This window comes from Arthrobacter sp. 10N418 (genome assembly GCF_056394725.1).
Window position 1 is genome coordinate 186,584 of sequence record NZ_JBFTIK010000005.1, and the last position, 24,623, is coordinate 211,206.

Sequence of the window (24,623 nt, forward strand, 5' to 3'; positions counted from 1 at the left end):
GGCCTGCCGCTGCCCGTGCTGCGGCGGTGCGTAAGCTCTCCGCTTTCGCCAGGCACTGGACATGCCCAACGTTCAAGGGCAGCGCCTCAGGGGCATGTCCAACGCAGGCGGCCGGGAACGGACATAGTGCCAGCATGTCCATTGGTCGCGGTCGGGGGAGGGTATGTCCGCAGGCGAGGCCGGATGGAAGAGTTTCGACCACGGTCCAGGGGAGGTCATGTCCGGTCCGGGCGCGGCCGGGCTCGAGCGGCTAGGCTGAAACAACAATCCAGCCGCGACTCATGAGGAGTGTTTCCTTGGGATTCACCGAAATCTTTGTTTCCACCCACAACGCAGCCCTCAAGCGCGCCGGGGCCCTGGACGGCGGCGCGCCTGCCGCCCCGGGCGCCGTACGGATCCCGGACATCAGTGACTTCGAAGTCGAACGGCTCGGGGACCTGGCCGGCACCGCCGTCCACGCCGCCGGCGCCGACTATGAGCTGGCCATGGTGGATGTGGCCAGCGACTCCCTGCTCGGCGTTCCGCATGCCATGGTCCGGGCCCTCGCCGAGTTGCTCAGCTACGAGACCGAAGACGAAGGCAACATCCTGGAAGACGTGGCGGCGAGCTGGGCTGCCGAGGAGGACATGCCCTTCGGTGCGGACCAGGCCACAGGCTACGTCCGGCAGCTTGCCGAACTCGCGGCCGGCATCGACCCGGCCACGAAGTCTGAGCTCTACGTCTGGACATCCTGACTGGGGCCGCGACGTGCCTTCCGGGGTGAAATCAGCCACTGCATGGGTGTCAAGTCGAAATCCCGGCGCTGATCTGGCACAATGAACAGGTACTTGATCTGCGTGGCCCCTCTCTCCGCGTCCGGATCTTGTCCTTTTAGAACCCCCTAGTATGGCCCGCCCCACGGGTGCAGAACGCCGGGCTCGACCCCGTTTCAGAAACAGGAGTGACCACAAAAGTGGCCGTAAAGATTCGCCTTAAGCGCTTCGGCAAGATGCGCGCACCGTACTACCGCATCGTCGTCATGGACGCACGCTCCAAGCGTGATGGCCGTGCCATCGAAGAGATCGGCAAGTACCACCCGACCGAAGAGCCCTCGTACATCGAGGTCGACACGGACCGTGCCCAGTACTGGCTCGGCGTCGGCGCACAGCCGTCCGAGCAGGTTGCCGCGATCCTCAAGATCACCGGAGACTGGCAGAAGTTCAAGGGTCTCCCCGGCCAGGAGGGCACCTTGAAGACCAAGGCTCCCAAGGCTGCCTTCGTTACCCCGGAAAAGGGTTCCGTGATCATTCCGGAAGCCATCACCAAGAAGGCCAAGAAGGACGAAGCAGCCGAGGCCCCCGCCGACGCAGCAGCAGAGACCACCGAGGCTGAGTAACTTGCTGGCCGAAGCGCTCGAACACCTCGTCCGCGGGATCGTTGACACTCCTGAGGATGTCAAGGTCAGTGCGAAGAACAACCGCCGCGGGGACACCCTTGAGGTGCGCGTTCACCAGGACGACCTCGGACGGGTGATCGGCCGACAGGGCCGCACCGCACGCGCATTGCGCACTGTGGTCGCTGCGCTGGCGGACGGCGAGCCGGTCAGGGTCGACGTCGTCGACACGGACCGCCGCCGGTAACGCTTTCAGCAACACTTGTCTTGAGCCCGGCCCCTTCACCAGATAATGGTGGAGGGGCCGGACTGTTTTCCGCGGCAGTGCGGACCGCGCTGCAAGAACCGCGCGGCAAGACCCACGCGGCAAGACCCAAGAAGTAAGAATCCAGCAGTACGACTCCGGAACAGAGGAACAGATGCAGCTCCAGGTGGCACGAATCGGCAAACCCCACGGCATCCGCGGCGAAGTGACCGTCCAGGTGCTGACGGACGCTCCCGGTGACCGTTTCGTGCCGGGCACGCAGTTCATTGTTGAGCCCGCATCGGCCGGCCCGCTGACTGTACTGAGCGCCCGCTGGAACAAGGACATCCTTCTGCTCGCCTTCGAGGAGATCGAGACGCGTAATGAGGCGGAAACCGTTCGGGGCGCCAAGCTGTTCGTCGAGACCGAAGAAATCGACGAGGACGAGGACGAGGGCTGGTACGAGCACGAACTGGTGGGCCTGGACGTCCGCGTGGGCGATCAGGTGGTCGGGAAGGTCTCCGGTCTGCACACCCTGCCCGTCCAGGACCTGCTGGTTGTCACCGCGACGGACGGCAAGGAAGTCCTGATCCCGTTCGTGGAGCAGATCGTCCCCGAGGTCAACGTCGGCGAAGGATTTGTCCTCGTCACCCCGCCGGCCGGACTTTTTGAGGTCAATACCGAGACCGCGGCGATCCCCGACGACGGCGATTCCGACGCCGACGCGGACCGCGCCTGACATGCGGATCGACGTCGTCAGCATCTTCCCGGAGTACCTGGCCCCCCTGGAACTCTCGCTGATCGGAAAGGCCCGCCAGGACGGACTCCTGGACCTGAGGGTCCATGACCTGCGCGACTTCACCACGGACCGGCATCGGAGCGTGGATGACACCCCGTACGGCGGCGGCGCCGGCATGGTCATGAAACCCGAGCCCTGGGCGCAGGCGCTGGCCGCGGTGGCCGCCGCCGGTCGGGGGACGGCCGGCGCGGCGGACACCAGTGCGGACACCAGTGCGGACACCAGCCCGGCGGAAACCAGTGCGGACACCAGCCCGGCGGACACCAGTGCGGACACCAGTCCGGCGGACACCAGTGCGGACACCAGTCCGGCGGACACCGGCTTGGAGGAGACTCACCATTCGGACGCGGCAGCCAAACCGGTCCTGATCGTCCCGTCCCCGGCGGGGGAGCGGTTTACGCAGGCCACAGCCCACGAGCTCGCTGCCGAGAAGCAGCTCGTTTTCGCCTGCGGCCGCTACGAGGGCATCGACGAACGCGTGATGGAATGGGCCGCCGAACACTTCACCGTGCGCCCGATGAGCCTGGGTGACTACGTCCTCAACGGCGGTGAGGTGGCCGTGCTGGCCATGGTGGAGGCCATCGGACGGCTCCTCCCCGGGGTGGTCGGCAACCCCGAGTCCCTCGTGGAGGAATCCCACGCGGACGGGCTGTTGGAATACCCCGTCTACACGAAACCCTCCAGTTGGCGGGACCGCGAGGTGCCGGCGGTGCTGCTGAGCGGCAACCACGGCAAGATCGCCCAGTGGCGCCGGCACGAGCAGTACCGGCGTACAGCCGAACGCCGCCCCGACCTGCTCGAGGAATTCGACGCCGCCAAGCTGCCCCGCGCGGACCGGACGGCCTTCGCGGACCTCGGCTACGACGTCGTCGACGGCCGCCTCCGGCGCCGCCCCGACGCGGGGGTTGGGCACTCCTAGCGTCCGAGTCGCCCGGGATTGGCCCGAAGGCCCCGGATGTGGCAAAATTAGTCCTTGTGCCTGCTGGGTTGCGAGCCTGCCATAGGGGGAGCGCTGCCAACAGCCGGGCACCCCGGCCCTGTCAATTCGTGACGGAGCCGGATCGACAAACTTTCGACGGGAATTTCCGGCCGCATTTGCGCCCGGAGCTTGGCCGCCGTGACCCAACGTGAATGACCTGTGGCGTTCACCAGGAGTGAATCAATGCATATTCTCGATTCCGTAGATGCAGCTTCGCTGCGCACCGATGTTCCGACGTTCCGCGCGGGTGACACCCTCAAGGTTCACGTGAACATCATCGAAGGCAAGAACTCCCGTGTCCAGGTATTCCAGGGCTTCGTCCTGGGCCGCCACGGCGACGGCCTGCGCGAAACCTTCACCATCCGCAAGGTCTCCTTCGGCGTTGGCGTGGAGCGTACCTTCCCGGTGCACTCCCCGATCATCGACAAGATCGAGCTCGTCTCCAAGGGTGACGTGCGCCGCGCCAAGCTCTACTACATGCGTGAACTGCGCGGCAAGGCTGCGAAGATCAAGGAAAAGCGCGACTTCCAGACCGGCAAGTAAGACTTCCCGGACTTCCGAGGCAGTCTTCCACCGCGGGTCCACGGACCGTACCCGGTGCGTTAGCTAGTGCGGCGCCGGAGCTATCCGCAACAGCGCCAGTCACTTCAGAAAAGCGCCAGGGGATACGGATCATGGAACAGACAAAACGCCAGCCCAGGAAACCGGGCTGGCGTTTTGCGTTGTTGGCCCTGGTCCTGGCCGTGGCCATCAGCGCCGTGGTCCGCTCACTCTGGGTGGACGTTTACTTCATTCCCTCCGCCTCCATGGAACCCCTTCTGCGCTCCGGGGACCGGATCCTTGTTTCCCACACCGACTTCCAGGCCGGACCGGTGCGCCGCGGCGACGTCGTGGTGTTCGACGGCCGCGGCTCATTCGCCCCGCTGAGCAGCGGCCACGGTCCCGTGGCGGACCTCGTGTCCGAAGCCGGCGGCTGGCTGGGGCTGACAGGGAGCGACACCACGTACGTCAAGCGCGTTATCGGGCTGCCGGGCGACCGCGTGGTGTGTTGTGACGCCGGAGGCCGGCTCACAGTCAACGGCCAGCAAGTTGCGGAACCCTACTTGTACCCGGGCGACGAGCCCAGCCAGCTGAAGTTCAACGTGGAGGTGCCGGCCGGGCGGCTCTGGCTGATGGGGGACCACCGCTCCATGTCGGCCGATTCGCGGAGCCTTCTCGGCGCCCCGGGAGGCGGCATGGTTCCCCTGGAACGCGTGATCGGCCGGCCGGTACAGATTATCTGGCCACTTGATAGATTTGCAGCAGTAGCGCGGCCCGATCAGGCCGCCAACACGACGACGAACGGACAGTAGATGCCCGAGACCGAACCCCGGACTCCTGATCCGCGGGGGCACGACCAGCCCCCGGTTACCTCCTCAGCGATCCCCGCCTCCGAGCACCAGTCCGGATCCGATCACCCCACCACCGTGCTGCCGCAGGCGCGGGTTGCGGGTGCCGGGACCTCCGCCGTCGCAGGCGGTGCACCCGCGCCCGCCCCCGCACCCGCGTCCGCGCCGGGCGAGGCTTCCGGCTACGGGCACGCAGAGACAGCGGCCCCGACCCCCAAGCCCGACGACGCCGCGTCCGCCGGGCCGGCGCATGCCGGCGCGTCCTCACGGCGCGCCAGGAAGGCCAAGGCCCGTGAAGGCCGCAGCCCCCTCTTCCTGTGGCTCAAGGAAGTCGCCACGGTCGTCGTCGTGGCCATCGTGCTGTCGTTCCTGATTAAGACATTCCTCTTCCGGGCGTTCTATATTCCGTCCGAATCCATGATGAACACCCTGGATGTGAACGACCGCATCTTCGTCAACCTCCTTGTTCCGACGCCCATCGCCCTCGAACGCGGCGACGTCGTCGTCTTCAAGGACACCAAGGGCTGGCTGGTCCCCGCGGCCGGGACAGCAAAGGGACCTTTCACCTGGGTGCAGGACGGATTGACCTTCGTCGGCCTGCTCCCGGACAACTCCGAGCAGCACCTGGTCAAACGCGTCATCGGACTGCCCGGAGATCACGTCGTCTGCTGCGACGCCGGGGGCCGGCTGACGGTCAACGGTGTGCCCCTGGACGAGAAGTACATCAACGCCGCCGAAGTGCCGCAGGTCCGCGACTTCGATGTCGTGGTGCCGGCCGGCAAGGTCTGGGTCATGGGGGACAACCGCAACCACTCGGCGGATTCGCGCGCCCACATGGACACCAACGGCGGCTTCGTGGACGAGCAGGATATCGAGGGCAGGGCGGCTGTGATCGCCTGGCCGTTGAACAGGATTTCGGGCTTGGACAACTACCCCGACGTCTTCCATAGCGTGCCGGCCCCGGCTGGAAAGTAGGGCCCGCCGCAATGTCCGAAGCACCCACCCTCGACTACGAACGCCGCTTCCGCAGCTCCGGCGCCCGGCTCGTCGCCGGCGTCGATGAGGTGGGCCGCGGAGCCCTCGCGGGTCCCGTCAGTGTGGGGATCGCCGTCGTTGATGTGCAGGAGCAGCGGCTCCTCGCGGACGTGCGGGACAGCAAACTGCTCAAGGTGGCCGACCGCGAACGGCTCGTGCCGCTGGTGAGCGCTTGGTCCGTCGCCTCTGCCGTCGGACACGCCTCGGCCAAGGAGATCGATGCCCTCGGCATTGTGGGGGCGCTCCGGCTCGCGGGGACCCGTGCATGGCTGGCGGTGCTCGCCGCGGGGGTCACGCCCGACGTCGTGCTGCTGGACGGCAGCCACAACTGGCTCTCTCCCGGGACCCAGGCGTCGCTGTTCGACGTCGAACCGGCGGAGCCCGGGTGCGACGCGCCGGTGCACACCCTCGTCAAGGCCGACATGCAGTGCCTGAGCGTAGCCGCGGCCAGCATCCTGGCCAAGGTCGAGCGCGACCACATGATGTGCGAACTGCACAGCGAATACCCCGCGTTCGGCTGGGACGAGAACAAGGGGTACGGGACCGCCGCGCACAAGGACGCGCTCCGCGCTGCGGGACCGACGCCGTACCATCGGGTCAGCTGGCAGCTGCTGTAGGCCTCTGCGCACCTGGTGCAGGCACACCGGGCGCAGGCGCGGGGTGGCGCGCGGCCGGCGCCGGATGGTGCAAGATGGAACCATGAGTGCCGAGGACCTTGAAAACTATGAGACCGACATGGAGCTCCAGCTCTACCGCGAATACCGCGACGTCGTCGGGCTGTTCAGCTATGTGGTCGAGACCGAGCGGCGTTTCTACCTTGCCAACCACGTCGACCTGCAGGCCCGCAGCGCTGACGGCGAGGTCTATTTCGACCTGACGCTGCAGGACGCCTGGGTGTGGGACGTCTACCGCTCGGCCCGGTTCGTCAAGAGCGTCCGCGTCATCACCTTCAAGGACGTCAACGTCGAAGAACTGCCGCGCAGCGAGGAGCTCGCCCTGCCCAAGGTCGAGGACCTGGGCAACTGAGCCTCGTTCCCCTGCCCCCTGGCCCCTGCTCCCTTAGTCCCTCAGTGGCGCCTGGCTGACCGGCGCAGGATTCCCATTCCGGTCCGGAGTGATGCCCGGCTGCCGCAGCAGGGCCAGTACACTCTCCGGAGAGGAGCCGCAGCCATCCGGGTTTGCGGATCCCCGCTCGGCCGCGTGGTCGGACGCCGTGTCGCCGATACCCATGGTTGCGACGGCCGCCTTCCACCCGCCGAGCCCCTCGATCAGCTTGGGAACCCAGACGTTGGCCGCGCCGTTGACGTAGTCCCATGCTTTGGGATGGACACCCGGGCCGAGATAGATGCCACCGTCCGGCGCCCGGGTGAGGAGTGTGGGCGGTGGCAGGACTCCCATCAGTTGCGCGGCCTGGTATTCGGACATGCTCCACGGCGGTTCGTCGAAGTAGTACCAGCTCGCGGCACAGATGCCGTACAGCGTCGGACCGAACTGCGCGAAGTTCAGATACAGCTCCATAATCCGTTGATGCGACAGGGTGAGGCTGAACTCGGTCGCAAGGCCTGCCTCCAGTCCTTTCCGCAACGCATTCGGTTCAGGCCACAGGAAGATGTTTTTCACGAGCCGTTGCGGGACCGTGGAACCGCTCGGATCATCCTTGCCCAGCAGGTAGGCGGCGGCTCTGTCCCGGAACTCATCAACGGAGAACCCTCCAACGCGCGTCCCCAACTGCTGGTCCTCGTGGGCGACGGCCGAGGCAATGACGTAGCGGCTGATGTGATTCAGGGACACGTACTGGTAGGCGATGGGGCCGCCGGTCTCCAGCATGAAGGCAGTATGCGGGGGAGTGACCCAGATGAAAGGGACGGCGGCCAGTTCCGTGAGGACCGCCATGGCGAGGGCGAGCTTGAGGACCCTGGCGAGGAATCGCCGCAGCCGGTGCTTGCGCTTCCTGGCCCGATCCGCCGGCTCGCGCTCTTGGGCTGGCACTGGTTCGTGTCCGGACTCACGCCCGGGTGCGGGTGTCGGTCCGGGCGCCGACGCTGGCGCAGGCCGATCGGGTGCAACCTGTCCCTCCGGCCCGCGCAGCCGAACCGGGCAATGGGTACGTTTCGTCGACTGACAACCGCCTCGACACGTCCTGTCAACGTCTCCCGCCACGACCGCCGCGGCTCTGATGGCCGGCGACGCGTGCAGCGGATCCGCCCGGACCGCGGGCCTCCGGCAGGGCAATCCGGCGAAGTTTCCCACATAGCGCACCAGCCGTCTGGGAAGGCTTGGCTTGACTGCGCATTCTGGTGTCATGAGAGCCAAGGATCTGCTGGGCCGGCGCGGGGAGGAACTCGCCGTCGGGTATCTTGAATCGCTCGGTATGCGCGTAATCGACCGCAATTGGCGCTGTCCCGAGGGCGAAATCGACATTGTGGCGCTCGATGGCGACGCCTTGGTTATTGCCGAGGTCAAGACGCGGACATCGCTCGCCTACGGCCACCCCTTTGAAGCCGTGGGCGTGGAGAAACTGGCGCGGCTCCATCGGCTCGCGTCGGCGTGGTGCCGGGACCATGAGTTGCGGATGCCCCTGCGCCGGGTGGACGTCATCGCCGTGCTCGACGACGGCATAGGGGAGCCCGCCGTCGAGCACCTCAAGGGGGTGGGGTAGATGGCTCTGGGCCGGACCTACTCTGTGGCCCTGGTCGGGCTCAACGGCTACATCGTCGAGGTCGAGGCTGACATCGGCCAGACATTGCCCGCCTTTGTGATCCTGGGCCTGCCGGACGCGTCGCTCAATGAAGCGAAAGAGCGGATCCGCTCCGCCGCGCAGAACTCAGGCATTCCGCTCAGCCGCCGGAAAATCACAGCCAATCTCATTCCGGCGTCCCTGCCGAAACGCGGTTCCGGCTTCGACCTCGCCATCGCCATGGCAGTGTTGCTGGCAGCCGACGATATCCGTCCCACCGGTCGGTCGGTCTTCATCGCCGAACTTGGCCTTGACGGGAGGCTGCGGCCCGTGCGTGGCATTCTCCCCGCGGTTATGGCGGCCGTACGGTGCGGTTATCCCGACGTCGTCGTGGCGCACGCCAACGTCGCAGAGGCCGAGCTTGTGCCCGGCGCACGGGTCCAGGGCTACCGGACGCTGGCACGGCTGGCGTTCGACTGCGGCGCCGATCCCACGAATCTGGCCCTGGACTTCGAGCCCTGGCCTGAGGACACGGAGGGCGACGATGCCGAAGCTGCCCCGGCCCAGGCCGCCATGCCGGACATGCGCGACGTTTCAGGGCAGGCCGAGGCACGGCGTGCCTTGGAGGTGGCGGCAGCCGGCGCCCATCACCTCCTGATGACCGGTCCTCCCGGCGCAGGGAAGACCATGCTGGCGGAGCGACTGCCGGGGCTCCTGCCGGACCTGGGCGACACCGAAGCCATGGAAGTAACTGCGATCCATTCCTTGTGCAGCCTGGCCTCCGCTTCCGTGCAGTTGCTGCGCCGCCCGCCCTATGAAAACCCGCACCATACCGCGACGTCGGCAGCCATTATTGGCGGTGGCTCGGGGCTGCCGCGGCCTGGAGCGGCGTCCCGGGCCCACCGGGGCGTGCTGTTCCTTGATGAGGCGCCGGAGTACGAGCGCCGGGTCCTCGATGCCCTCCGGCAGCCGCTGGAAAGCGGCGAGCTGGTCATCCACCGTTCGGCGGGCACGGCGGCCTACCCTGCGCGGTTCCAGCTGGTCCTTGCGGCGAATCCGTGTCCCTGTGGCAAGGCATCGGGCAAGGGCGTCGACTGCACCTGCACACCCACGATGAGGCGGCGCTATCTGGCCCGCATGTCCGGGCCGTTGCTGGACCGGGTCGATATCCAGCTGCAGGTTGAACGGGTATCGCTGGCCGATTTCGGGCGGCCCGGCGCTGAGGAGGACAGCGCCGCCATCGCAGAGCGCGTCCGGGCGGCGCGCCGGCGACAGCTGGAGCGGCTGCGGCCGCTCGGGATGGAGACCAACTCACAAGTGCCCGGGCGGATGCTGCGGGGCGAGCTGCGGCTCGCGGCACCCACCACGCGAATCCTGGACCGTGCACTCGAACGCGGTGTCCTGACAGCCCGCGGCTACGACCGCGTGCTGCGCCTCGCCTGGACCCTGGCGGATCTTGCCGGCCGGGAGAGCCCGGATCCGGACGACGTCGGGCAGGCCCTGAGCCTCCGCCAGGCCGCCGTCGCCAGCGGGTGACGCCGCCAGGGCACCGTTTGAACCATCAGCCATACCAAAGGAGAGCACCATGTCGATCGAGGAGAGGACCGCACGGGCGGCGCTGTCCCGTCTGTTCGAGCCGCAGGATGCCGCCGCCCTCGCGCTGGTCCACGTGGCCGGCGCGGAAGACGCCCTGCGCATCGCCACGGGCCAGCTCGCGGCCGGTCCGGGGCTTGAGCAGGACATTTCCGGCGTCCTGTCCGACAACGGCTCCCGGGGAGGCTGGGCTGGCCTGGGCGAGGCCTTGAAGCGATGGGCGCCACGCGTGCCGGATCTGGCACCGGCCCGCGACCTCAACACCATGCAGCGGCTCGGCGGACGCCTGATCATTCCCTCCGACGAGCTGTGGCCACGCCAGCTCGCAGACCTCGGCCTCCAGGAGCCGTTGTGCCTGTGGTGGCGGGGAATCGAACAGGAACTGCCTCCGGCCGCCCGGTCCATCGCCCTCGTGGGCTCGCGGGACAGCACGTCGTATGGCGCTTCCGTGACCGGGGACCTTGCATACTCCTTGGCGCAGCGCGGCTTCACCATCATTTCCGGCGGCGCCTACGGAATCGATGCCCACGCCCACAGGGCAGCCCTCGCAGGCAGCGCCGGCGGCATGCCTACGATCGCTGTCATGGCCGGGGGAGTGGACCGCTTCTACCCCTCCGGGAACGAGGACCTGCTGAGGGCTGTCGCGAACCAGGGCGCGGTCCTCGCGGAAGTCCCGCCAGGGTCAGCTCCCACCCGGTACCGTTTCCTGCAACGGAACCGCCTCATTGCGGCGCTGGCATCGGTCACGGTGGTGGTCGAGGCACGGTGGAGGTCGGGGGCGCTTAACACGGCCCACCATGCCGAAAGCCTGGGCCGGGCAGTGGGGGCTGTGCCGGGTTCCATTCACAGCGCCAATTCCGCCGGGTGCCACCGGCTCCTCCGCGAAGGCGGGGCGGTCTGCGTCACCGATGCCGGAGAGATTGCCGAGCTCGCCTCCCCCAGCGGCGACTGCCTGTCCGAGGATAAAGCCGGGAGGGAAGAAGCGCACGACGGACTGACCCTTGAGGACCTGATCCTGCTAGACGCGCTGCCCCTCCGGAGCGCCAGTTCGGTTGAGAAGCTTGCCACCGTAGCGGGGCTTGGTCCGGACTCAGTCAGGGCGGCCCTCGGACGGCTCGGGCTGCTGGGACTGGCCGAGCAGTACCGGGGCGGTTGGAAACGATCCGGACGATCGGGCTGACACGCCGCGGTTCGTCATGGCTTTCCTCGATTGCCCCGCGAATACTGCGAGAGTAGGAGGATGTCTAGACAGGAGCTTCCCGCCGTACTGGCCGCTGCCGCCCGCCGGTTCGGCCGCTACTTGGAGGCGGAGCGGGGGAGGTCGGTGCACACCGTGCGCGCCTACCTCTCGGATGTCGAAAGTTTGTTGGCCCATGCGGCCTCTGAGGGGGTCGAGGACCTGGACGGGCTGGAACTGGGGAGCCTCCGGCGATGGCTCGGCGCGCAGAGTGAGGCCGGAATGTCCCGTGCCACCTTGGCCCGCCGTTCGGCCACCGCCCGCGCCTTCACCGCCTGGGCCGTGCGGGAGGATCTGATCACGGCCGACCCCGCGCTGCGTCTCAAGGCCCCGAAGCGTGAGAAATCGCTTCCCGGCGTCCTTCACCAGCAGCAGGTACGCAGGCTTGTCGAGGGTGCGGAGTCCGCTGCGTCCGAGGGGGTGCCGCTGGCCCTGCGCAACAGGGCCATGGTCGAACTGCTCTACGCCACCGGTGTCCGGGTCGGCGAACTGGCCGGTATGGACGTGGACGATCTCGATCCGGACCGCAGGACCCTGAGGGTGGTCGGCAAGGGCAACAAAGAGCGGACGGTGCCTTACGGGCTGCCCGCGGCGCTCGCGGTGGACGACTGGCTCCGGCGCGGCCGCCCTGCCCTGGCCAGTGAGGCGAGCGGCCCGGCGCTGTTCCTGGGCGTCCGCGGCAAGAGGGTCGACCAGCGCCAGGTCCGAAGTGTAGTCAAGGGCATGCTCGAGGCGCTCGGCGACACCGCGGCGACGGGACCCCACGCCCTGCGGCACTCGGCGGCCACCCACTTGCTCGACGGCGGCGCGGACCTGCGGGCGGTGCAGGAAATCCTGGGGCACAGCAGCCTGGCCACGACCCAGATCTATACGCACGTCTCAGTGGAGAGGCTCCGGCAGAGCTACCAGCAAGCCCATCCCCGCGCCTGAAATCACGCACCAGCAGTCCCGTACTGCAGGGTTGGGAAATCCGCTCGGCGCGCCGGGAAAGACGCGCCGAATTTCACTAGCGTAATTAGGACGCGTGGGGCAGAATAAGACTCACGTCCGGGGAGTTTCAAGTTGAGCTTGAAGCTAGAGTGCTTTGCGCCCCAGCTTGAAATCCGGCTGTATATTAGGAGTTTGGCAGGAGTTCCGTTACTGATTCGGATCCGCGCAACAGACAGACATCCAGGCAAAGGTCGTTGGGGAAGACGTACCTACAGCTATGGAGGATGGAATGTCTGTTGCACTGACCCGCGGTGTGTTGTTTGTTCACTCGGCCCCGACCGCCCTGTGCCCCCACGTTGAGTGGGCCATAGGCTCTGTCGTGGACAAGCGGACGGACCTGGAGTGGACTGCGCAGCCTGCTGCGCCCGGAATGTACCGGGCTGAGCTGTCGTGGACCGGAACTCCGGGCACGGGGGCTCAATTGGCGTCCGCTCTTCGCGGCTGGGCCCATTTGCGCTACGAAGTCACGGAAGAGCCCAGCCAGGGCGTAGACGGCGGCCGCTGGTCCCACACGCCTGAACTCGGCATCTTCCACGCCACTACCGACGTGCACGGCAACATCATGGTCTCCGAGGACCGCATCCGGTACGCCTACGAATCCGGGGCGGGCGACCCCTCTGCCGTCTACCATGAGCTTTCCCTCGCCCTCGGCGAAGCCTGGGACGAGGAACTCGAACCGTTCCGGCACGCCGCCGAGGGCGCCCCCGTCCGCTGGCTGCACCAGGTCGGCTGAAGGCTGCGGGCAGCCTTTAGCCGAAGCAACTCCATAGTTTCGCCCCAAACGACAGATGGCGGCAATGTTCACTAAGGAACGTTGCCGCCATCTGTCATTTTACGCGGGAAGAGCCCTGGGACGAGCCGCGGGACGAGACGCTAGATGCTGCGCACCGCGATGACGGCGTTGTGGCCGCCGAAACCGAAGGAGTTGCTGAGTGCCGCGATGCTCCCCGCAGGCAGGTCGCGGGCGGACGTGACGACGTCGAGCGGGATCTCCGGATCCTGGTTCTCCAGGTTGATGGTCAGCGGTGCCTTGCGTTCGTAGACGGCCAGGACGGTCAGGACGGCTTCCACCGCACCGGAGGCGCCGAGCAGGTGTCCCATCTGCGACTTGGTGGCCGAGACGGCGACGTTGTCCACGTGCTTGCCGAGGGCGGCTTTGAGGGCCGCGTACTCCGGCTTGTCGCCGACCGGGGTGGAGGTGGCGTGCGCGTTGACGTGCACCACATCCTCGGGCTGGATGCGGCCGTCGAACATGGCAGCCTTCAGCGCGCGGGTGGCGCCGAGGCCCTCAGGGTCCGGGGCGGTGATGTGGTAAGCGTCGGCGGTGACCGAGGTGCCGGCCAGTTCGGCGTAGATCCGGGCGCCGCGGGCCAGGGCATGTTCCTCGGCTTCGAGGACCAGGGCGCCGGCGCCTTCGCCCATGACGAAGCCGTCGCGGTCGCGGTCGTAGGGGCGGGAGGCGTGCTCGGGATCGTCGTTGCGGCGCGAGAGGGCCTGCATGGAGGCAAACGCGGCGATCGGCATCGGGTGGATGGCGGCTTCGGCGCCGCCGCAGACGACGACGTCGGCCTTGCCGGAGCGGATCAGTTCGAGGCCCATGTGCACGGCCTCGGTGCCGGAGGCGCAGGCGGAAACGGGGGTGTGGGCACCGGCGCGGGCTCCCAGGTCCAGGCTGACCGCTGCCGCCGGGCCGTTGGGCATCAGCATGGGCACGGTCATGGGCAGGACGCGGCGGGGGCCCTTTTCGCGCAGGGTGTCCCAGGCGTCCAGGAGGGTCCAGACTCCGCCGATGCCGGTGGCGAAGGCCACGGCGAGGCGGTCGTGGTCGATCTCGGTGATGCCGGAGTCGGCCCACGCCTCGCGGGAGGCGACCACGGCGAACTGCGTGGACGGGTCCATCCGCTTGGCCTCGACCCGGCTCAGGACCTCAGTCGCGGGGGTGGAAGCGCGTGCGGCGAAGTGCACGGGCAGCTCGTACTTGGCCACCCAGTCGTCCTCGAGCGTGTGCGCGCCGGAGACGCCCTTCAGCGCGTTCTTCCACATCGTGGGGACATCGCCGCCGATGGGTGTGGTGGCACCCAGACCGGTAATGACTACTTTGCGTGCCATGGGATCACTCTCTGTCGGTGCGCCTGCCGTGTCCGGGCCCGGGGAAAGGGGTGGCCGGGGCCTGCGTTTGGAAAACTCTGTGGTCTTGCACTCTTGGTCTTGCAAATGGCGCGGTCCGGGGCGCGGTTGCGCCCCGGACCGGCCTGGGCCGAAACTAGGCGGCCTGCGCGCTTGCGATGAAGCTGACGGCGTCGCCGACGGTCTTAAGGTTCTTGACCTCTTCGTCCGGGATGCGGACGCCGAACTTTTCTTCAGCATTGACCACGATCGTCATCATCGAGATGGAGTCGATGTCCAGGTCCTCAGTGAAGGACTTGTCCATCTCAACAGCCTCCGGTGCGAGACCGGTTTCTTCGTTGACGATTTCAGCCAAGCCGGCCAGGATCTCTTCGTTGCTAGCCATTGACGGCTCCTTTTCTAGTTGGTGCCTCAGGCTGCCGGCGGAGCCGGCCGCCTCGGGCGGAAATGGTTCAAGCCGAGGGTTCGGCTTGGTGCGGGAATGCGTGCTGGGTAGAACGTATTCAGTTCGGGGGTGCTACGGGAGCACGATTACCTGGGCGCCGAAGACCAGTCCGGCTCCGAAGCCGATCTGCAGTGCGAGTCCGCCGCTGAGCTCGGGGTTCTCCAGGAGCAGGCGGTGGGTGGCCAAGGGGATCGAGGCCGCCGAGGTGTTGCCGGCCTCCGCGATGTCGCGGGCGACCTTGACGGTCTCCGGCAGCTTCAGCTTCTTGGCCATCTCATCGATGATGCGCATGTTGGCCTGGTGCGGGATGAAGGCGGCGAGGTCCTCGGCCTTGATCCCGGCCGCGTCGAGGGCCTGCTGGGCCACCTTGGCCATTTCCCAGACCGCCCAGCGGAAGACCGTCTGGCCGTCCTGGCGGAGCGTGGGCCACAGTGACGCATCGGTCACGGCGGCTTCCTCGTCACTGACGGCCTTGCCGTGCTTGCCGGACAGTGCGAGTTCGCGGATATCCAGCATCGAGTGCGTCATGCCGATCGCATCCCATTTGCTGCCGTCCGAACCCCACACGGAGGGGCCGATCCCGGGGGTGGCAGAGGGGCCGATCACGACGGCGCCGGCGCCGTCGCCCAGCAGGAAGGAGATGGTCCGCTCGGTGTTGTCGATGACGTCGGACAGCTTTTCCGCACCGACCACGAGGACGTAGTCGGCCGCACCGGACCGCACCAGGGCGTCGCCCTGGGCGATGCCGTAGCAGTAGCCCGCGCAGGCGGCGGAAATGTCGAACGCCGGCGCCGGCGTCGCGCCCAAACGGTCGGCCAGGCTTGCGGCAGCGGAGGGTGTCGCGTACGGGTGGGTGACGGTGGAGACAATGACGGCGCCGAGCTGGGACGCGTCGATGCCGGCCTTCTGCAGGGCCTCGCGGGCGGCGCCTTCGGCCATGTCGATCACGCTGACGTCGGCGGGGGCGCGGTGCCGGGTGATGATGCCCGTGCGCTGGCGGATCCACTCATCAGAGGAATCGATCCACTGGCACACGTCTTCGTTGGTGACGATGACGCTCGGCCGGTAGGCGCCGACACCCATGATGCGGGTGTTCTCGTGCACGGGCGACTGCTTAAGAGTGGGAACGCTCATGCCCCTCCTTCCAGTTCTGCGAATAGGGCCAGGGCCGCGGAGAGGTCGTCCGGGGTCTTGACAGTGACGGTCTTGACGCCGGGCATGCCGCGCTTGGCGAGGCCCGCGAGGGTTCCGGCCGGAGCCAGTTCGATCACGCCGGTCACTCCGCGCCGCACCATGGTCTCCATGCAGAGGTCCCAGCGGACCGCACGGGAAACCTGGGCGATCAGACTCTCGACGGCGGCCGGGCCGTCGGTGACTTCGGCGCCGTCGAAGTTGGACAGCAGCGGAACCTGCGGGTTCCGCGGGTGCAGGGAGGGCCGCAGGGCCTGCAGTGCCGCGACGGCGGGGGACATGTGCGAAGTGTGGAAGGCGCCGGCAACCTTCAGCGGAATCACCCGGGCCTTGGCCGGGGGGTTCTCGGCCAGCGCCTTGAGCTGTTCCAGGGTGCCAGCGGCGACGGTCTGGCCGGCGCCGTTGACGTTTGCGGCGGTGGCTCCGCAGGCTTCAATGGCCGCGAGGACGTCGGCGGGGTCTCCGCCGACGACGGCGCTCATGCCAGTGGGGATGGCCGCTGCGGCCGCGGCCATGCCGTTCGCGCGTTCCCTGACAAACGTCATGGCTTCGGTTTCTGTCAGCACGCCGGCCAGGGCGGAGGCCGTGATTTCGCCGACGGAGTGTCCGGCGAGAATCACCGGAAGGGTTCCGAGTTCGACGTCGAACAAGGACGTTGCGGCCACCAGCCCGGCGGCGACGATCAAAGGCTGCGCGACGGCGGTGTCCTTGATCGTCTCCTCATCGGAGGTGGTGCCGTGGGCGGTGAGGTCGATACCTGCGATTTCGCTGAGGGAGGCCAAATGGCCTGCGACGGGAGGCAGTTCTAGCCACGGGGCCAGAAAACCTGGGGTCTGGGAGCCCTGTCCGGGGCAAACGATTGCAAGCACGTAACCAGCTTTCCAAATTACCGCGTGATTATCGGTGTATTCATACACCAAGCTCACTGGGTCAGTTTGTAGGAAGTCTACAACCGATCAGGAGTTGTTGCGGGACGGTTGACGTTCCGTGGCGGGCTTCGGCGGGGCCGAGAGACGCCCCACCACCAGGGCTGTCTGGAGCACGAACGCCTCCCGCGGCAGGAGCGGATCCCAGCCTGTCACGTCGCAGACGCGCTTGAGCCGGTAGCGCACCGTGTTGGCGTGGACGAAGAGCTCCCGGGCTGTCGCCTCGAGGGAATGGCCCAGTTCCAGGTAGGTGCCCAGGGTTTCCACGAGGCCGTTGGACGCGGCCAGGAGGGGCCGGTAGATGTTCTTGACCAGGGAGCGACGGGCAGCGTCGTCCCCTGAGATGACCCGTTCGGGCAGCAGATCGTCGGCCGCCACGGGGCGCGGCGCCGAGGGCCAGGCGCGGGCCGCCGTCAGACCCGCGAAGGCGGACTGTGCGGAGCTGCTGGCCTCGAGCAGTGAGCCTGCCTCCGGTCCGTAGACGACAGGACCCGGGGCGAAGAGCTCGCTGAGCTTGAGGTAGGCCGTCTCGCGGTCCTGGAGCCCGCCAAGGATGAGGATGAGCCTGTCGCCCTGGATGCCCACGAGGGCGTCCTCGGCGAAGCGGCCGGCGGTGCGGCGCAGCTCGCTGACGTAGCTGGCGCTCGGTTCGGACGGCGAATTGCCCACCATGACCGTAAAGCGCTCCTGCGCCTTCCAGCCCAGGGCGGCGATCCGGGACCGCAGCGCGTCCGTGTTTTCGCCCCGCAGGATTGCGTCGACAATGAGTGCCTCGAGCCGCGTGTCCCAGGATCCCCGGGACTCGGCGGCCCGGGCGTAAACATCCGCGGCAGCAAAGGCGACCTCCCGCGAGTAGCGCAGGACAGCTTCGCGCAGGGCGGACTGGTCCGCTTCGGGCGCGATCACGGGGACCTGGTCCTCGACAACCTCCACGACGATCCGGATGAGCTGGAGGGCTTTCTGCAGGCTGATGGAGCGCGTGAGTTCGGTCGGCGCGGTGCCGAAGACGTCGGACAGTATCCACGACGGCGAGCTGGGACGTTCGTACCACGTGACGAAGGCGGCGATGCCGTTCTGGGCCACCATGCCCAGCGCCGAGCGCTCGTCCGAGTTCAGCCGGCTGTACCAGGGCAGGGATTTCTCCAGCTGGCGGAGGGTCGTCGTGGACAGCTGACCCACGCTCGCGCGGAGCTTCTTGAGAGTTTCGGCTTTCTCCGGAGTCATCGCCCGTGAGCTTGGCGTGCGTTTTGCGGGGGTGGTGATCGGCTCTGCCATGCATCGAGCATACGGGGCGGGCCGCCCAAGCTCCATTTGTGCAAAGGCTACAAGTGCCTTTGTCCTGGATCACAGCCGAGAATGACCGGCGTGCCGGGGCCGTGCAGCTCCGGGCACCGTGGTGACGGTGCTTAAACGCACGACGGCGGGTCCCACCTTCCGGTGGGGACCGCCGTCGTGCGCTGTTATCCGGCTGGGGTGCCCGGGTTAGGAGTCGCCGCCCGCGTTGCCGGTGGTGCCGGCATTGACGTTGTGCAGGCGGTACTTTTCAATCGCCTGGGCCGGAGCCTGGGCATCCACTTCGCCGCGGCGGGCCAGCATCTGCAGGGAACGGACCACGATCGAGTGGATGTCGTTCTTGAAGAAGCGGCGCGCGGCGGCGCGGGTGTCGGAGAACCCGAAGCCGTCAGCACCGAGCGAGGCGAACTCGTTCGGCAGGAACTGGCGGATCTGGTCCGGCACGGCCTTCATGTAGTCGGTGACTGCCACGATCGGTCCGGTGGCACCGGCGAGCTGTTCGGTGACGAACGGAACACGGGCGGGCTGGCCCGGGTTGAGGAAAGCTTCCTCCTCGGCAGCCATGGCGTCGCGGCGCAGTTCGGTCCAGGACGTCACGGACCAGACATCCGCGGAGACGCCCCAGTCCTCGGCGAGGACCCGCTGGGCCTCAAGGGCCCAGGGGACGGACACACCGGAGGCGAGGATCTGCGTGCGCGGGCCGTCGATCTTGGCCGGTGCGAGCAGGTAGACGCCCTTGATGATGCCCTCGACGTCGATTTCCGCCGGTGCCGGCGGCTGCACGATCGGCTCGTTGTAGACCGTGATGTAGTACATCACGTTCCGCGACGGGTCGTTATCGGCAGGGCCGGGGCCGTACATCCGGTTGAGACCGTCGCGCATGATGATGCCGATCTCGTAGCCGTATGCCGGGTCGTAGGAGACGACCGCCGGGTTGGTGGCGGCGAGGATCGGCGAATGTCCGTCCGCGTGCTGCAGGCCTTCGCCGGTCAGCGTGGTGCGGCCGGCGGTAGCGCCGATGACGAACCCGCGGGTCATCTGGTCTGCCGCGGCCCAGAAGGAATCGCCCGTGCGCTGGAATCCGAACATCGAGTAGAAGACGTAGATCGGGATGAGCGGTTCGCCGTGGGTGGCGTAGGACGTTCCCGCCGCGGTGAAGGCTGCGACGGAACCCGCCTCGTTGATGCCGGCGTGCACGATCTGGCCGGAGATGGACTCCTTGTAGGCCAGGACGAGTTCGCGGTCGACAGAGAGGTAGTTCTGGCCGTTCGGGTTGTAGATCTTCGCGGTCGGGAAGAACGCGTCCATGCCGAACGTGCGGGCCTCATCCGGGATGATCGGCACGATCCGCTTGCCGAACTCCTTGTCCCGCATGAGGTCCTTGAGCAGGCGGACGAATGCCATGGTGGTGGCTGCCTGCTGCTTGCCGGAGCCGCGGTTGGCTACTTCGTAGACCTTGTCCTCCGGGAGCGTGACCTCGGAATGCTTGGAACGGCGTTCGGGGACGAAACCGCCGAGTTCCTTCCGGCGGCCGATCAGGTACTGGATCTCCGGGGAGTCCATGCCGGGGTGGTAGTACGGCGGCCGGTACAGGTCGGCTTCCAGCTGATCGTCGGTGATCGGAATGCGCAGGTGGTCGCGGAAAGCCTTGAGGTCCGCGAGGGTGAGCTTCTTCATCTGGTGGGTCGCGTTGCGGCCCTCGAAGTGGGTGCCCAGGCCGTAGCCCTTGACCGTGTGCGCCAGGATGACGGTCGGCTTGCCCTTGAACTCCACGGCGGCCTTGTAAGCGGCGTAGACCTTGTTGTAGTCATGGCCGCCGCGCTTGAGGTTCCAGATCTCGTCGTCGGACAGGTCCTGGACCATTTCCTTGGTTTGCGGGGTCTGGCCGAAGAAGTGCTCGCGGACGAACGCGCCGGACTCGGCCTTGTACGTCTGGTAGTCGCCGTCGACCGTCTCGTTCATGATCTTCACGAGCGAGCCGTCCTCGTCCTTGGCCAGGAGCTTGTCCCACTCGCGGCCCCAGACCACCTTGATTACGTTCCAGCCGGCACCGCGGAAGAAGGCTTCGAGTTCCTGCATGATCTTGCCGTTGCCGCGGACGGGTCCGTCGAGGCGCTGGAGGTTGCAGTTGATGACGAAGTTGAGGTTATCGAGCTTGTCGTTGGCTGCGAGCTGCAGCAGGCCGCGGGACTCGGGCTCGTCCATTTCGCCGTCGCCAAGGAACGCCCAGACCTGCTGGTCCGAGGTGTCCTTGAGGCCGCGGTTTTCCAGGTAGCGGTTGGACTGCGCCTGGTAGATGGCGTTCATCGGGCCGATGCCCATGGAGACGGTGGGGAATTCCCAGAACTCCGGCATCAGGCGCGGGTGGGGGTAGCTCGAAAGGGCGTGCCCTTCCTTGGACTTCTCCTGGCGGAACCCGTCGAGGTCCTCCTCGGTGAGGCGGCCTTCCATGAAAGCGCGGGCGTACATGCCGGGGGAGGCGTGGCCCTGGAAGAAGACCTGGTCCCCGCCGCCCGGGTGGTCCTTGCCGCGGAAGAAGTGGTTGAAACCGACTTCGTAAAGCGTCGCGGCTCCTGCGTAGGTGGAGATGTGGCCGCCGACGCCGATATCCGCCCGCTGTGCGCGGTGCACCATGACTGCGGCGTTCCAGCGAAGCCACGCCCGGTACTTGCGCTCGATCTCCTCGTCGCCGGGGAACGGAGCTTCCTGGTCGACGGGAATCGTGTTGACGTAGTCCGTCGTGGTGACCATCGGCACACCCACGCTTTGCGCGCCGGCCCGCTGGAGCAGGCTGCGCATTATGTACTGGGCACGTTCGGTGCCCTGTTCCTGAATCAGGGTATCCAGGGACTCGATCCATTCGGCGGTCTCTTCTGGATCACGATCAGGCAGCTGGTTTGTCAACCCGCTGAGGATATGGGAGGTATCTTCTCCTGCAGCCACGTCCAACCTCTCTTTGAGCGCATTCATCGGCACCCTCAGCTCCGGCAGGGTAACTGCCTGGCGTGAACGCGACGTGTGCGACATATCGGTTACAACAGCCCGGTCGTGTGCGCCGGGCAAGGTCCATGCACGACTATGCCTGCCTGTCTAAGCGGGGCGGTCGCCCTTGCGGGCGTAGTCGTCACCAGCCACTCTAGCTGTGACAGCTGGAGGATGCGTAGCCGTCGTATGGAGGCACTGTCGTATTTCCCGGGCATACTGGTTGTGTGACGAGAAGCCGCGCTGCGGCGTTCGGATCGCGCTGTGTGACGCAGAATATGGCGGATCGCGGTGCCAACAGCTTGAAGCGCAGGCCCAAAGGGTGTTGGCTTGTAGTAATGGAAATCACTAGCGATATTGAAAACACCAAGCATAGGAGCAACACGTGAGCGAGGCCGACGCCGCCACTTCGGTAAATGTGGCGGAGAAACTGGGTTTCAAAGACGGGGACCTGATTCAGGAATTCGGTTATGACGACGACGTCGACTTCGACTTGCGTGACGACATCGAAGACCTCACGGGGTCGGAACTCTTTGATGAGGACGACCACGAAGTCGTCGATGCCGCAATTCTTTGGTGGCGCGCCAGCGATGGAGACCTCGTTGACACCCTTGTGGATTCGCTGACCACCCTGAGTGAAGGCGGCGTGGTCTGGGTCCTGACCCCGAAGTCCGGCCGTGTCGGCTACGTGTCGCCTGCGGACATCCAGGATGCCGCCCCCACCGCTGGTCTGCACTACACCACCTCCGCGGGCGTCTCCAAGGACTGGAGCGCCACCCGGCTGGTCACGCGGAAGAACAAGTGACGCAAGCGCTGGAGCAGGCCGGCGCACGGCCGTCCGCTCCAGCGACGGCGGTTCCCGCGGCGGTTTTTCCGATGACGGCCGTTCCGGCGGTCGGCGAGCCCGCACCGGACTTCGAACTGTCAAACCAGTTCGGAGAGCCGGTGAGGCTCTCGGAATTCCGGGGCCGCAATGTGGTGATCGTCTTCTACCCGTTTGCTTTCTCCGGTATCTGCACGGGTGAACTGTGCGAGATCCGGGACAACCTGGCGCTTTTCGAGGACGCCGACGCCGCCGTGCTGGCGGTCTCGGTGGACAGCAAGTTCGCCCAGCGGGCGTACGCGCAAAAGGAAGGGTACGGCTTCGACCTGCTGGCCGACTTCTGGCCGCATGGCGCCGTCGCAGAAACGTACGGCGTGTTTGATGCCGAGAACGGCATGGCCAAGCGTGGCACGTTCATCATCGATGCGGCCGGAATCGTGCGGTACGTCGTGGTGAATCCCCGTGGCCAGGCGCGGGATCTTGCAAAATACCGCGCCGCGCTGGCGGGTCTCGGCGGGAACTGAACCCGTGAGGCAACGGCGACCTGGGGTCGGCATGACTGGTTTTGCGAGCTTGCCGCCGGTTGCGGCCGCAGCGCCGGCCCGCGACGAGCTTGAGGTGCTGCAGGAAATCCGCGCCGTCCTCGCCGGCGAGCGTTTTGCCCTGCTGACCGGGGCAGGCCTGAGCACCGATTCCGGCATTCCAGACTACCGCGGACCCGGCGCCGCCCCGCGGGCCCCGATGACGTACCAGGAATTCATCGGCAGTCCGGGCAACCGGCAGCGCTACTGGGCCCGGAACCACATCGGATGGTCCCATCTGCGCCGGGCGGATCCCAACGACGGCCACGCCGCCGCGGCCCGCCTGGAACAGCGGGGGCTGCTCACCGGACTCATCACGCAAAACGTGGACCGCCTCCACGAGGATGCCGGCAGCGTCAACGTGGTGGACCTGCACGGTCGGTTCGACCAGGTCGTCTGCCTCGGATGCCAGCGCCGCTACAGCCGCAGGCTGCTGGCGGGCGTGCTTGAGGAACTCAATCCCGGATTCCTGGAGCGTGCCCTGGCCGCGGGCGTGGTCGAGATGGCCCCCGACGCAGATGCCACTGTCGAGGACGCCGGGCTGATTGAAAGTTTCGTCTTGGCACACTGTCCCGCGTGCGGCGGCACCCTGAAACCCGATTTCGTGTACTTCGGCGAGAACGTGCCGAAGGACCGCGTGGAACGTTCCTACTCCATGGTGGACGAGGCCGCTGCGCTCCTTGTCGCCGGGTCCTCGTTGACCGTGATGAGCGGCCTCCGTTTTGTCCGCCATGCGGCCAAGCAGGGCAAGGCCGTGGTCATCATCAACAGGGGCCAGACGAGAGGCGACGAGCTGGCCACTATCAAACTGGAAGCAGGCGTCAGCGGGGCCCTGACGTGGCTCGCGGCAGAACTTCCGGAACTGTAAGGCGCCGCGTCGGTGACGGGCGGGCGCGCCGCGATTAGCGTTCGGCCGGTCGCATCCGGTAGAGTAGCTGTTCGTTGGTTGACGCGCGGAAGTGCGGAAATCACGGTTTGGGTCTTTAGCTCAGCTGGTAGAGCGCCACGTTTACACCGTGGATGTCATCGGTTCGATCCCGGTAGGACCCACCAAGTTACGCAGCCCCGCCACTCCGGATAATCCCCGGAAAGGCGGGGTTTTTGCGTGGTCCCGGGCGTGTCGTGTTCCGCTGGGTTCCTTGGATAGTCTTCCCTAGGGTTCCGTAAAGTTACAGTGTGTGAAAGTGGTCTGCCGTTGCTGACCCTCCCTAAAACCTCCCTGGCTTCTCAGGAGGGCAGTAAACCGGGCAGCCTGTGAGCCCACCGGATTCCGCGCATATTTTGGGGCAGCGCCGGTATTCTTCGATCTCCCATTCGGAGTCGTTGACGCGCCCGACGTTCCCCGCGGGGATCCACGCCCAGTCACCGGGCCTTGTTGAAGATTGACGCTTTGCCCATTCAATCGGGCGAATGCCATTGCCACCATGCGGCATGGCCGCCGTCCGCCGAACCTGACCCGATACTCGCGCCCACACGCACTTAGCCATCGTATCCAGACCCAAAAACGCCCCCGCCTGAGTCTGGTGAGGGACTCCTGCGGGGGCATTCTTGTGGTACCGTTCCGTCGCGGCTGGGGGTATGCGACGGAACCCGTCCACCATAGGCGCGTAACAATCGTCGGTCAAACGGCCCCTCCGAAGATGGAGGGCGGGACGTTTTCACTTAGGCATTTTGGAGTCCCCGCGCACCTACGACAGTTCCGGCCTACCCATAAGACTCGGGGTGGACTTCGGGTCATCGAACCAGGAAACTCGACACCGCCGCTGCGGCGCGTGTCACGGCATCCGGGGGAACCCTACGTGTCAGGCTGGAACGGTACCAACGTCTCATAGCAAGTCCGTTTAATCACGTGGGGCGAGAGCCAGGAACCCAGTAATCATGTCCAGTCCAGTTTTGAGTGCAGTACGCGAAGATAGTGCTGTGAGTAGTAGTAGTAGTAGT

Annotated in this window: 25 protein-coding genes and 1 tRNA gene; 19 read left to right on the plus strand and 7 right to left on the minus strand. The window is 66.6% G+C overall.

The features are described from left to right. The first annotated feature begins 296 nt into the window (after positions 1-296). From AC1DCZ_RS06020 to AC1DCZ_RS06065, 10 genes are all read left to right on the plus strand, one after another. Positions 297-734 (plus strand): hypothetical protein, encoded by a 438-nt coding sequence (locus AC1DCZ_RS06020; protein WP_476973764.1) that lies wholly within the window; start codon positions 297-299, stop codon positions 732-734. Between the two features lie 218 nt (positions 735-952). Beyond that, complete coding sequence (gene rpsP / locus AC1DCZ_RS06025; protein WP_476895627.1) at positions 953-1,375, plus strand: 30S ribosomal protein S16; 423 nt, start codon at positions 953-955, stop codon at positions 1,373-1,375. A 1-nt stretch (position 1,376) separates the two neighbouring features. Further along, positions 1,377-1,619 carry an RNA-binding protein gene (locus AC1DCZ_RS06030; protein WP_211881261.1) on the plus strand — a complete coding sequence of 81 codons (243 nt, stop codon included), beginning with the start codon at positions 1,377-1,379 and terminating at the stop codon, positions 1,617-1,619. 172 nt (positions 1,620-1,791) lie between these two features. Next, positions 1,792-2,355 (plus strand): ribosome maturation factor RimM, encoded by a 564-nt coding sequence (gene rimM / locus AC1DCZ_RS06035; RefSeq protein WP_476973765.1) that lies wholly within the window; start codon positions 1,792-1,794, stop codon positions 2,353-2,355. A 1-nt stretch (position 2,356) separates the two neighbouring features. Further along, positions 2,357-3,334: a tRNA (guanosine(37)-N1)-methyltransferase TrmD gene (gene trmD, locus AC1DCZ_RS06040; RefSeq protein WP_476973766.1), complete on the plus strand. Its 978-nt coding sequence runs from the start codon at positions 2,357-2,359 to the stop codon at positions 3,332-3,334. Between the two features lie 243 nt (positions 3,335-3,577). Continuing rightward, positions 3,578-3,937: a 50S ribosomal protein L19 gene (rplS, locus tag AC1DCZ_RS06045; RefSeq protein ID WP_476895630.1), complete on the plus strand. Its 360-nt coding sequence runs from the start codon at positions 3,578-3,580 to the stop codon at positions 3,935-3,937. A 131-nt stretch (positions 3,938-4,068) separates the two neighbouring features. Continuing rightward, a complete protein-coding gene (gene lepB, locus AC1DCZ_RS06050; protein WP_476973767.1) occupies positions 4,069-4,746 on the plus strand; it encodes a signal peptidase I in 678 nt (225 codons plus the stop codon). Continuing rightward, positions 4,747-5,757, plus strand: a complete 1,011-nt coding sequence (gene lepB, locus AC1DCZ_RS06055; protein WP_476973768.1) for a signal peptidase I — start codon at positions 4,747-4,749, stop codon at positions 5,755-5,757. 11 nt (positions 5,758-5,768) lie between these two features. Next, a complete protein-coding gene (locus AC1DCZ_RS06060; RefSeq protein ID WP_476973769.1) occupies positions 5,769-6,434 on the plus strand; it encodes a ribonuclease HII in 666 nt (221 codons plus the stop codon). A gap of 82 nt (positions 6,435-6,516) precedes the next feature. Beyond that, positions 6,517-6,843, plus strand: coding sequence for a DUF2469 domain-containing protein (locus AC1DCZ_RS06065; RefSeq protein WP_018773443.1), 327 nt, complete (start codon positions 6,517-6,519; stop codon positions 6,841-6,843). Positions 6,844-6,876: 33 nt separating this feature from the next. Here AC1DCZ_RS06065 and AC1DCZ_RS06070 read toward each other — a convergent pair whose 3' ends face one another. Beyond that, positions 6,877-7,806, minus strand: coding sequence for a transglycosylase domain-containing protein (locus AC1DCZ_RS06070; protein WP_476973770.1), 930 nt, complete (start codon positions 7,804-7,806; stop codon positions 6,877-6,879). Between the two features lie 313 nt (positions 7,807-8,119). On the opposite strand from AC1DCZ_RS06070, the gene AC1DCZ_RS06075 reads away from it, so the two are divergent. The 5 genes from AC1DCZ_RS06075 to AC1DCZ_RS06095 all read left to right on the plus strand — a co-directional run bounded on the left by AC1DCZ_RS06075 (position 8,120) and on the right by AC1DCZ_RS06095 (position 13,047). Beyond that, positions 8,120-8,476 carry a YraN family protein gene (locus AC1DCZ_RS06075; RefSeq protein ID WP_476973771.1) on the plus strand — a complete coding sequence of 119 codons (357 nt, stop codon included), beginning with the start codon at positions 8,120-8,122 and terminating at the stop codon, positions 8,474-8,476. Next, a complete protein-coding gene (locus AC1DCZ_RS06080) occupies positions 8,477-10,030 on the plus strand; it encodes a YifB family Mg chelatase-like AAA ATPase (protein WP_476973772.1) in 1,554 nt (517 codons plus the stop codon). Positions 10,031-10,079: 49 nt separating this feature from the next. Beyond that, a complete protein-coding gene (dprA, locus tag AC1DCZ_RS06085) occupies positions 10,080-11,267 on the plus strand; it encodes a DNA-processing protein DprA (protein ID WP_476973773.1) in 1,188 nt (395 codons plus the stop codon). A gap of 60 nt (positions 11,268-11,327) precedes the next feature. Beyond that, the gene (locus AC1DCZ_RS06090; protein ID WP_476973774.1) at positions 11,328-12,254 is read left to right on the plus strand and encodes a tyrosine recombinase XerC; all 927 of its coding nucleotides are present in this window, start codon (positions 11,328-11,330) and stop codon (positions 12,252-12,254) included. Positions 12,255-12,543: 289 nt separating this feature from the next. Beyond that, entirely contained in the window at positions 12,544-13,047 is a 504-nt protein-coding gene (locus tag AC1DCZ_RS06095; protein ID WP_476973775.1) for a DUF3145 domain-containing protein, read from the plus strand. 140 nt (positions 13,048-13,187) lie between these two features. Here AC1DCZ_RS06095 and fabF read toward each other — a convergent pair whose 3' ends face one another. The 6 genes from fabF to aceE all read right to left on the minus strand — a co-directional run bounded on the left by fabF (position 13,188) and on the right by aceE (position 21,266). Then, complete coding sequence (gene fabF / locus AC1DCZ_RS06100) at positions 13,188-14,423, minus strand: beta-ketoacyl-ACP synthase II (RefSeq protein WP_476895640.1); 1,236 nt, start codon at positions 14,421-14,423, stop codon at positions 13,188-13,190. 154 nt (positions 14,424-14,577) lie between these two features. Further along, positions 14,578-14,826, minus strand: coding sequence for an acyl carrier protein (locus tag AC1DCZ_RS06105; protein WP_476973776.1), 249 nt, complete (start codon positions 14,824-14,826; stop codon positions 14,578-14,580). Between the two features lie 132 nt (positions 14,827-14,958). After that, on the minus strand, positions 14,959-16,020 hold the full coding sequence (locus AC1DCZ_RS06110; protein ID WP_476895642.1) for a beta-ketoacyl-ACP synthase III: 1,062 nt from the start codon (positions 16,018-16,020) through the stop codon (positions 14,959-14,961). After that, the gene (locus tag AC1DCZ_RS06115) at positions 16,017-16,946 is read right to left on the minus strand and encodes an ACP S-malonyltransferase (protein WP_476973777.1); all 930 of its coding nucleotides are present in this window, start codon (positions 16,944-16,946) and stop codon (positions 16,017-16,019) included. The genes AC1DCZ_RS06110 and AC1DCZ_RS06115 overlap by 4 nt, the downstream gene beginning before the upstream one ends. Before the next feature lie 87 nt (positions 16,947-17,033). Beyond that, positions 17,034-18,278 (minus strand): PucR family transcriptional regulator, encoded by a 1,245-nt coding sequence (locus tag AC1DCZ_RS06120; protein WP_476973778.1) that lies wholly within the window; start codon positions 18,276-18,278, stop codon positions 17,034-17,036. Positions 18,279-18,485: 207 nt separating this feature from the next. Further along, positions 18,486-21,266 carry a pyruvate dehydrogenase (acetyl-transferring), homodimeric type gene (gene aceE, locus AC1DCZ_RS06125; RefSeq protein ID WP_476973779.1) on the minus strand — a complete coding sequence of 927 codons (2,781 nt, stop codon included), beginning with the start codon at positions 21,264-21,266 and terminating at the stop codon, positions 18,486-18,488. Positions 21,267-21,663: 397 nt separating this feature from the next. On the opposite strand from aceE, the gene AC1DCZ_RS06130 reads away from it, so the two are divergent. The 4 genes from AC1DCZ_RS06130 to AC1DCZ_RS06145 all read left to right on the plus strand — a co-directional run bounded on the left by AC1DCZ_RS06130 (position 21,664) and on the right by AC1DCZ_RS06145 (position 23,735). Continuing rightward, positions 21,664-22,083, plus strand: a complete 420-nt coding sequence (locus AC1DCZ_RS06130) for a DUF3052 domain-containing protein (protein ID WP_476973780.1) — start codon at positions 21,664-21,666, stop codon at positions 22,081-22,083. Positions 22,084-22,154: 71 nt separating this feature from the next. Further along, entirely contained in the window at positions 22,155-22,625 is a 471-nt protein-coding gene (locus AC1DCZ_RS06135) for a peroxiredoxin (protein ID WP_476973795.1), read from the plus strand. Between the two features lie 31 nt (positions 22,626-22,656). Further along, the gene (locus tag AC1DCZ_RS06140) at positions 22,657-23,550 is read left to right on the plus strand and encodes an NAD-dependent protein deacetylase (protein ID WP_476895648.1); all 894 of its coding nucleotides are present in this window, start codon (positions 22,657-22,659) and stop codon (positions 23,548-23,550) included. A 109-nt stretch (positions 23,551-23,659) separates the two neighbouring features. Further along, a tRNA-Val gene (locus AC1DCZ_RS06145) sits at positions 23,660-23,735 on the plus strand. The last annotated feature ends 888 nt before the right edge of the window (positions 23,736-24,623 follow it).

Bases quoted from the DNA above. Each gene is read 5' to 3' on its own strand.
- rimM (WP_476973765.1), top strand. From the start codon at position 1,792: ATGCAGCTCCAGGTGGCACGAATCGGCAAACCCCACGGCATCCGCGGC.
- trmD (WP_476973766.1), top strand. From the start codon at position 2,357: ATGCGGATCGACGTCGTCAGCATCTTCCCGGAGTACCTGGCCCCCCTG.
- rplS (WP_476895630.1), top strand. From the start codon at position 3,578: ATGCATATTCTCGATTCCGTAGATGCAGCTTCGCTGCGCACCGATGTT.
- lepB (WP_476973767.1), top strand. From the start codon at position 4,069: ATGGAACAGACAAAACGCCAGCCCAGGAAACCGGGCTGGCGTTTTGCG.
- lepB (WP_476973768.1), top strand. From the start codon at position 4,747: ATGCCCGAGACCGAACCCCGGACTCCTGATCCGCGGGGGCACGACCAG.
- AC1DCZ_RS06060 (WP_476973769.1), top strand. From the start codon at position 5,769: ATGTCCGAAGCACCCACCCTCGACTACGAACGCCGCTTCCGCAGCTCC.
- AC1DCZ_RS06065 (WP_018773443.1), top strand. From the start codon at position 6,517: ATGAGTGCCGAGGACCTTGAAAACTATGAGACCGACATGGAGCTCCAG.
- AC1DCZ_RS06075 (WP_476973771.1), top strand. From the start codon at position 8,120: ATGAGAGCCAAGGATCTGCTGGGCCGGCGCGGGGAGGAACTCGCCGTC.
- AC1DCZ_RS06080 (WP_476973772.1), top strand. From the start codon at position 8,477: ATGGCTCTGGGCCGGACCTACTCTGTGGCCCTGGTCGGGCTCAACGGC.
- dprA (WP_476973773.1), top strand. From the start codon at position 10,080: ATGTCGATCGAGGAGAGGACCGCACGGGCGGCGCTGTCCCGTCTGTTC.
- AC1DCZ_RS06090 (WP_476973774.1), top strand. From the start codon at position 11,328: ATGTCTAGACAGGAGCTTCCCGCCGTACTGGCCGCTGCCGCCCGCCGG.
- AC1DCZ_RS06095 (WP_476973775.1), top strand. From the start codon at position 12,544: ATGTCTGTTGCACTGACCCGCGGTGTGTTGTTTGTTCACTCGGCCCCG.
- fabF (WP_476895640.1), bottom strand. From the start codon at position 14,423: ATGGCACGCAAAGTAGTCATTACCGGTCTGGGTGCCACCACACCCATC.
- AC1DCZ_RS06105 (WP_476973776.1), bottom strand. From the start codon at position 14,826: ATGGCTAGCAACGAAGAGATCCTGGCCGGCTTGGCTGAAATCGTCAAC.
- AC1DCZ_RS06110 (WP_476895642.1), bottom strand. From the start codon at position 16,020: ATGAGCGTTCCCACTCTTAAGCAGTCGCCCGTGCACGAGAACACCCGC.
- AC1DCZ_RS06120 (WP_476973778.1), bottom strand. From the start codon at position 18,278: ATGGCAGAGCCGATCACCACCCCCGCAAAACGCACGCCAAGCTCACGG.
- aceE (WP_476973779.1), bottom strand. From the start codon at position 21,266: ATGAATGCGCTCAAAGAGAGGTTGGACGTGGCTGCAGGAGAAGATACC.
- AC1DCZ_RS06135 (WP_476973795.1), top strand. From the start codon at position 22,155: ATGACGGCCGTTCCGGCGGTCGGCGAGCCCGCACCGGACTTCGAACTG.
- AC1DCZ_RS06140 (WP_476895648.1), top strand. From the start codon at position 22,657: ATGACTGGTTTTGCGAGCTTGCCGCCGGTTGCGGCCGCAGCGCCGGCC.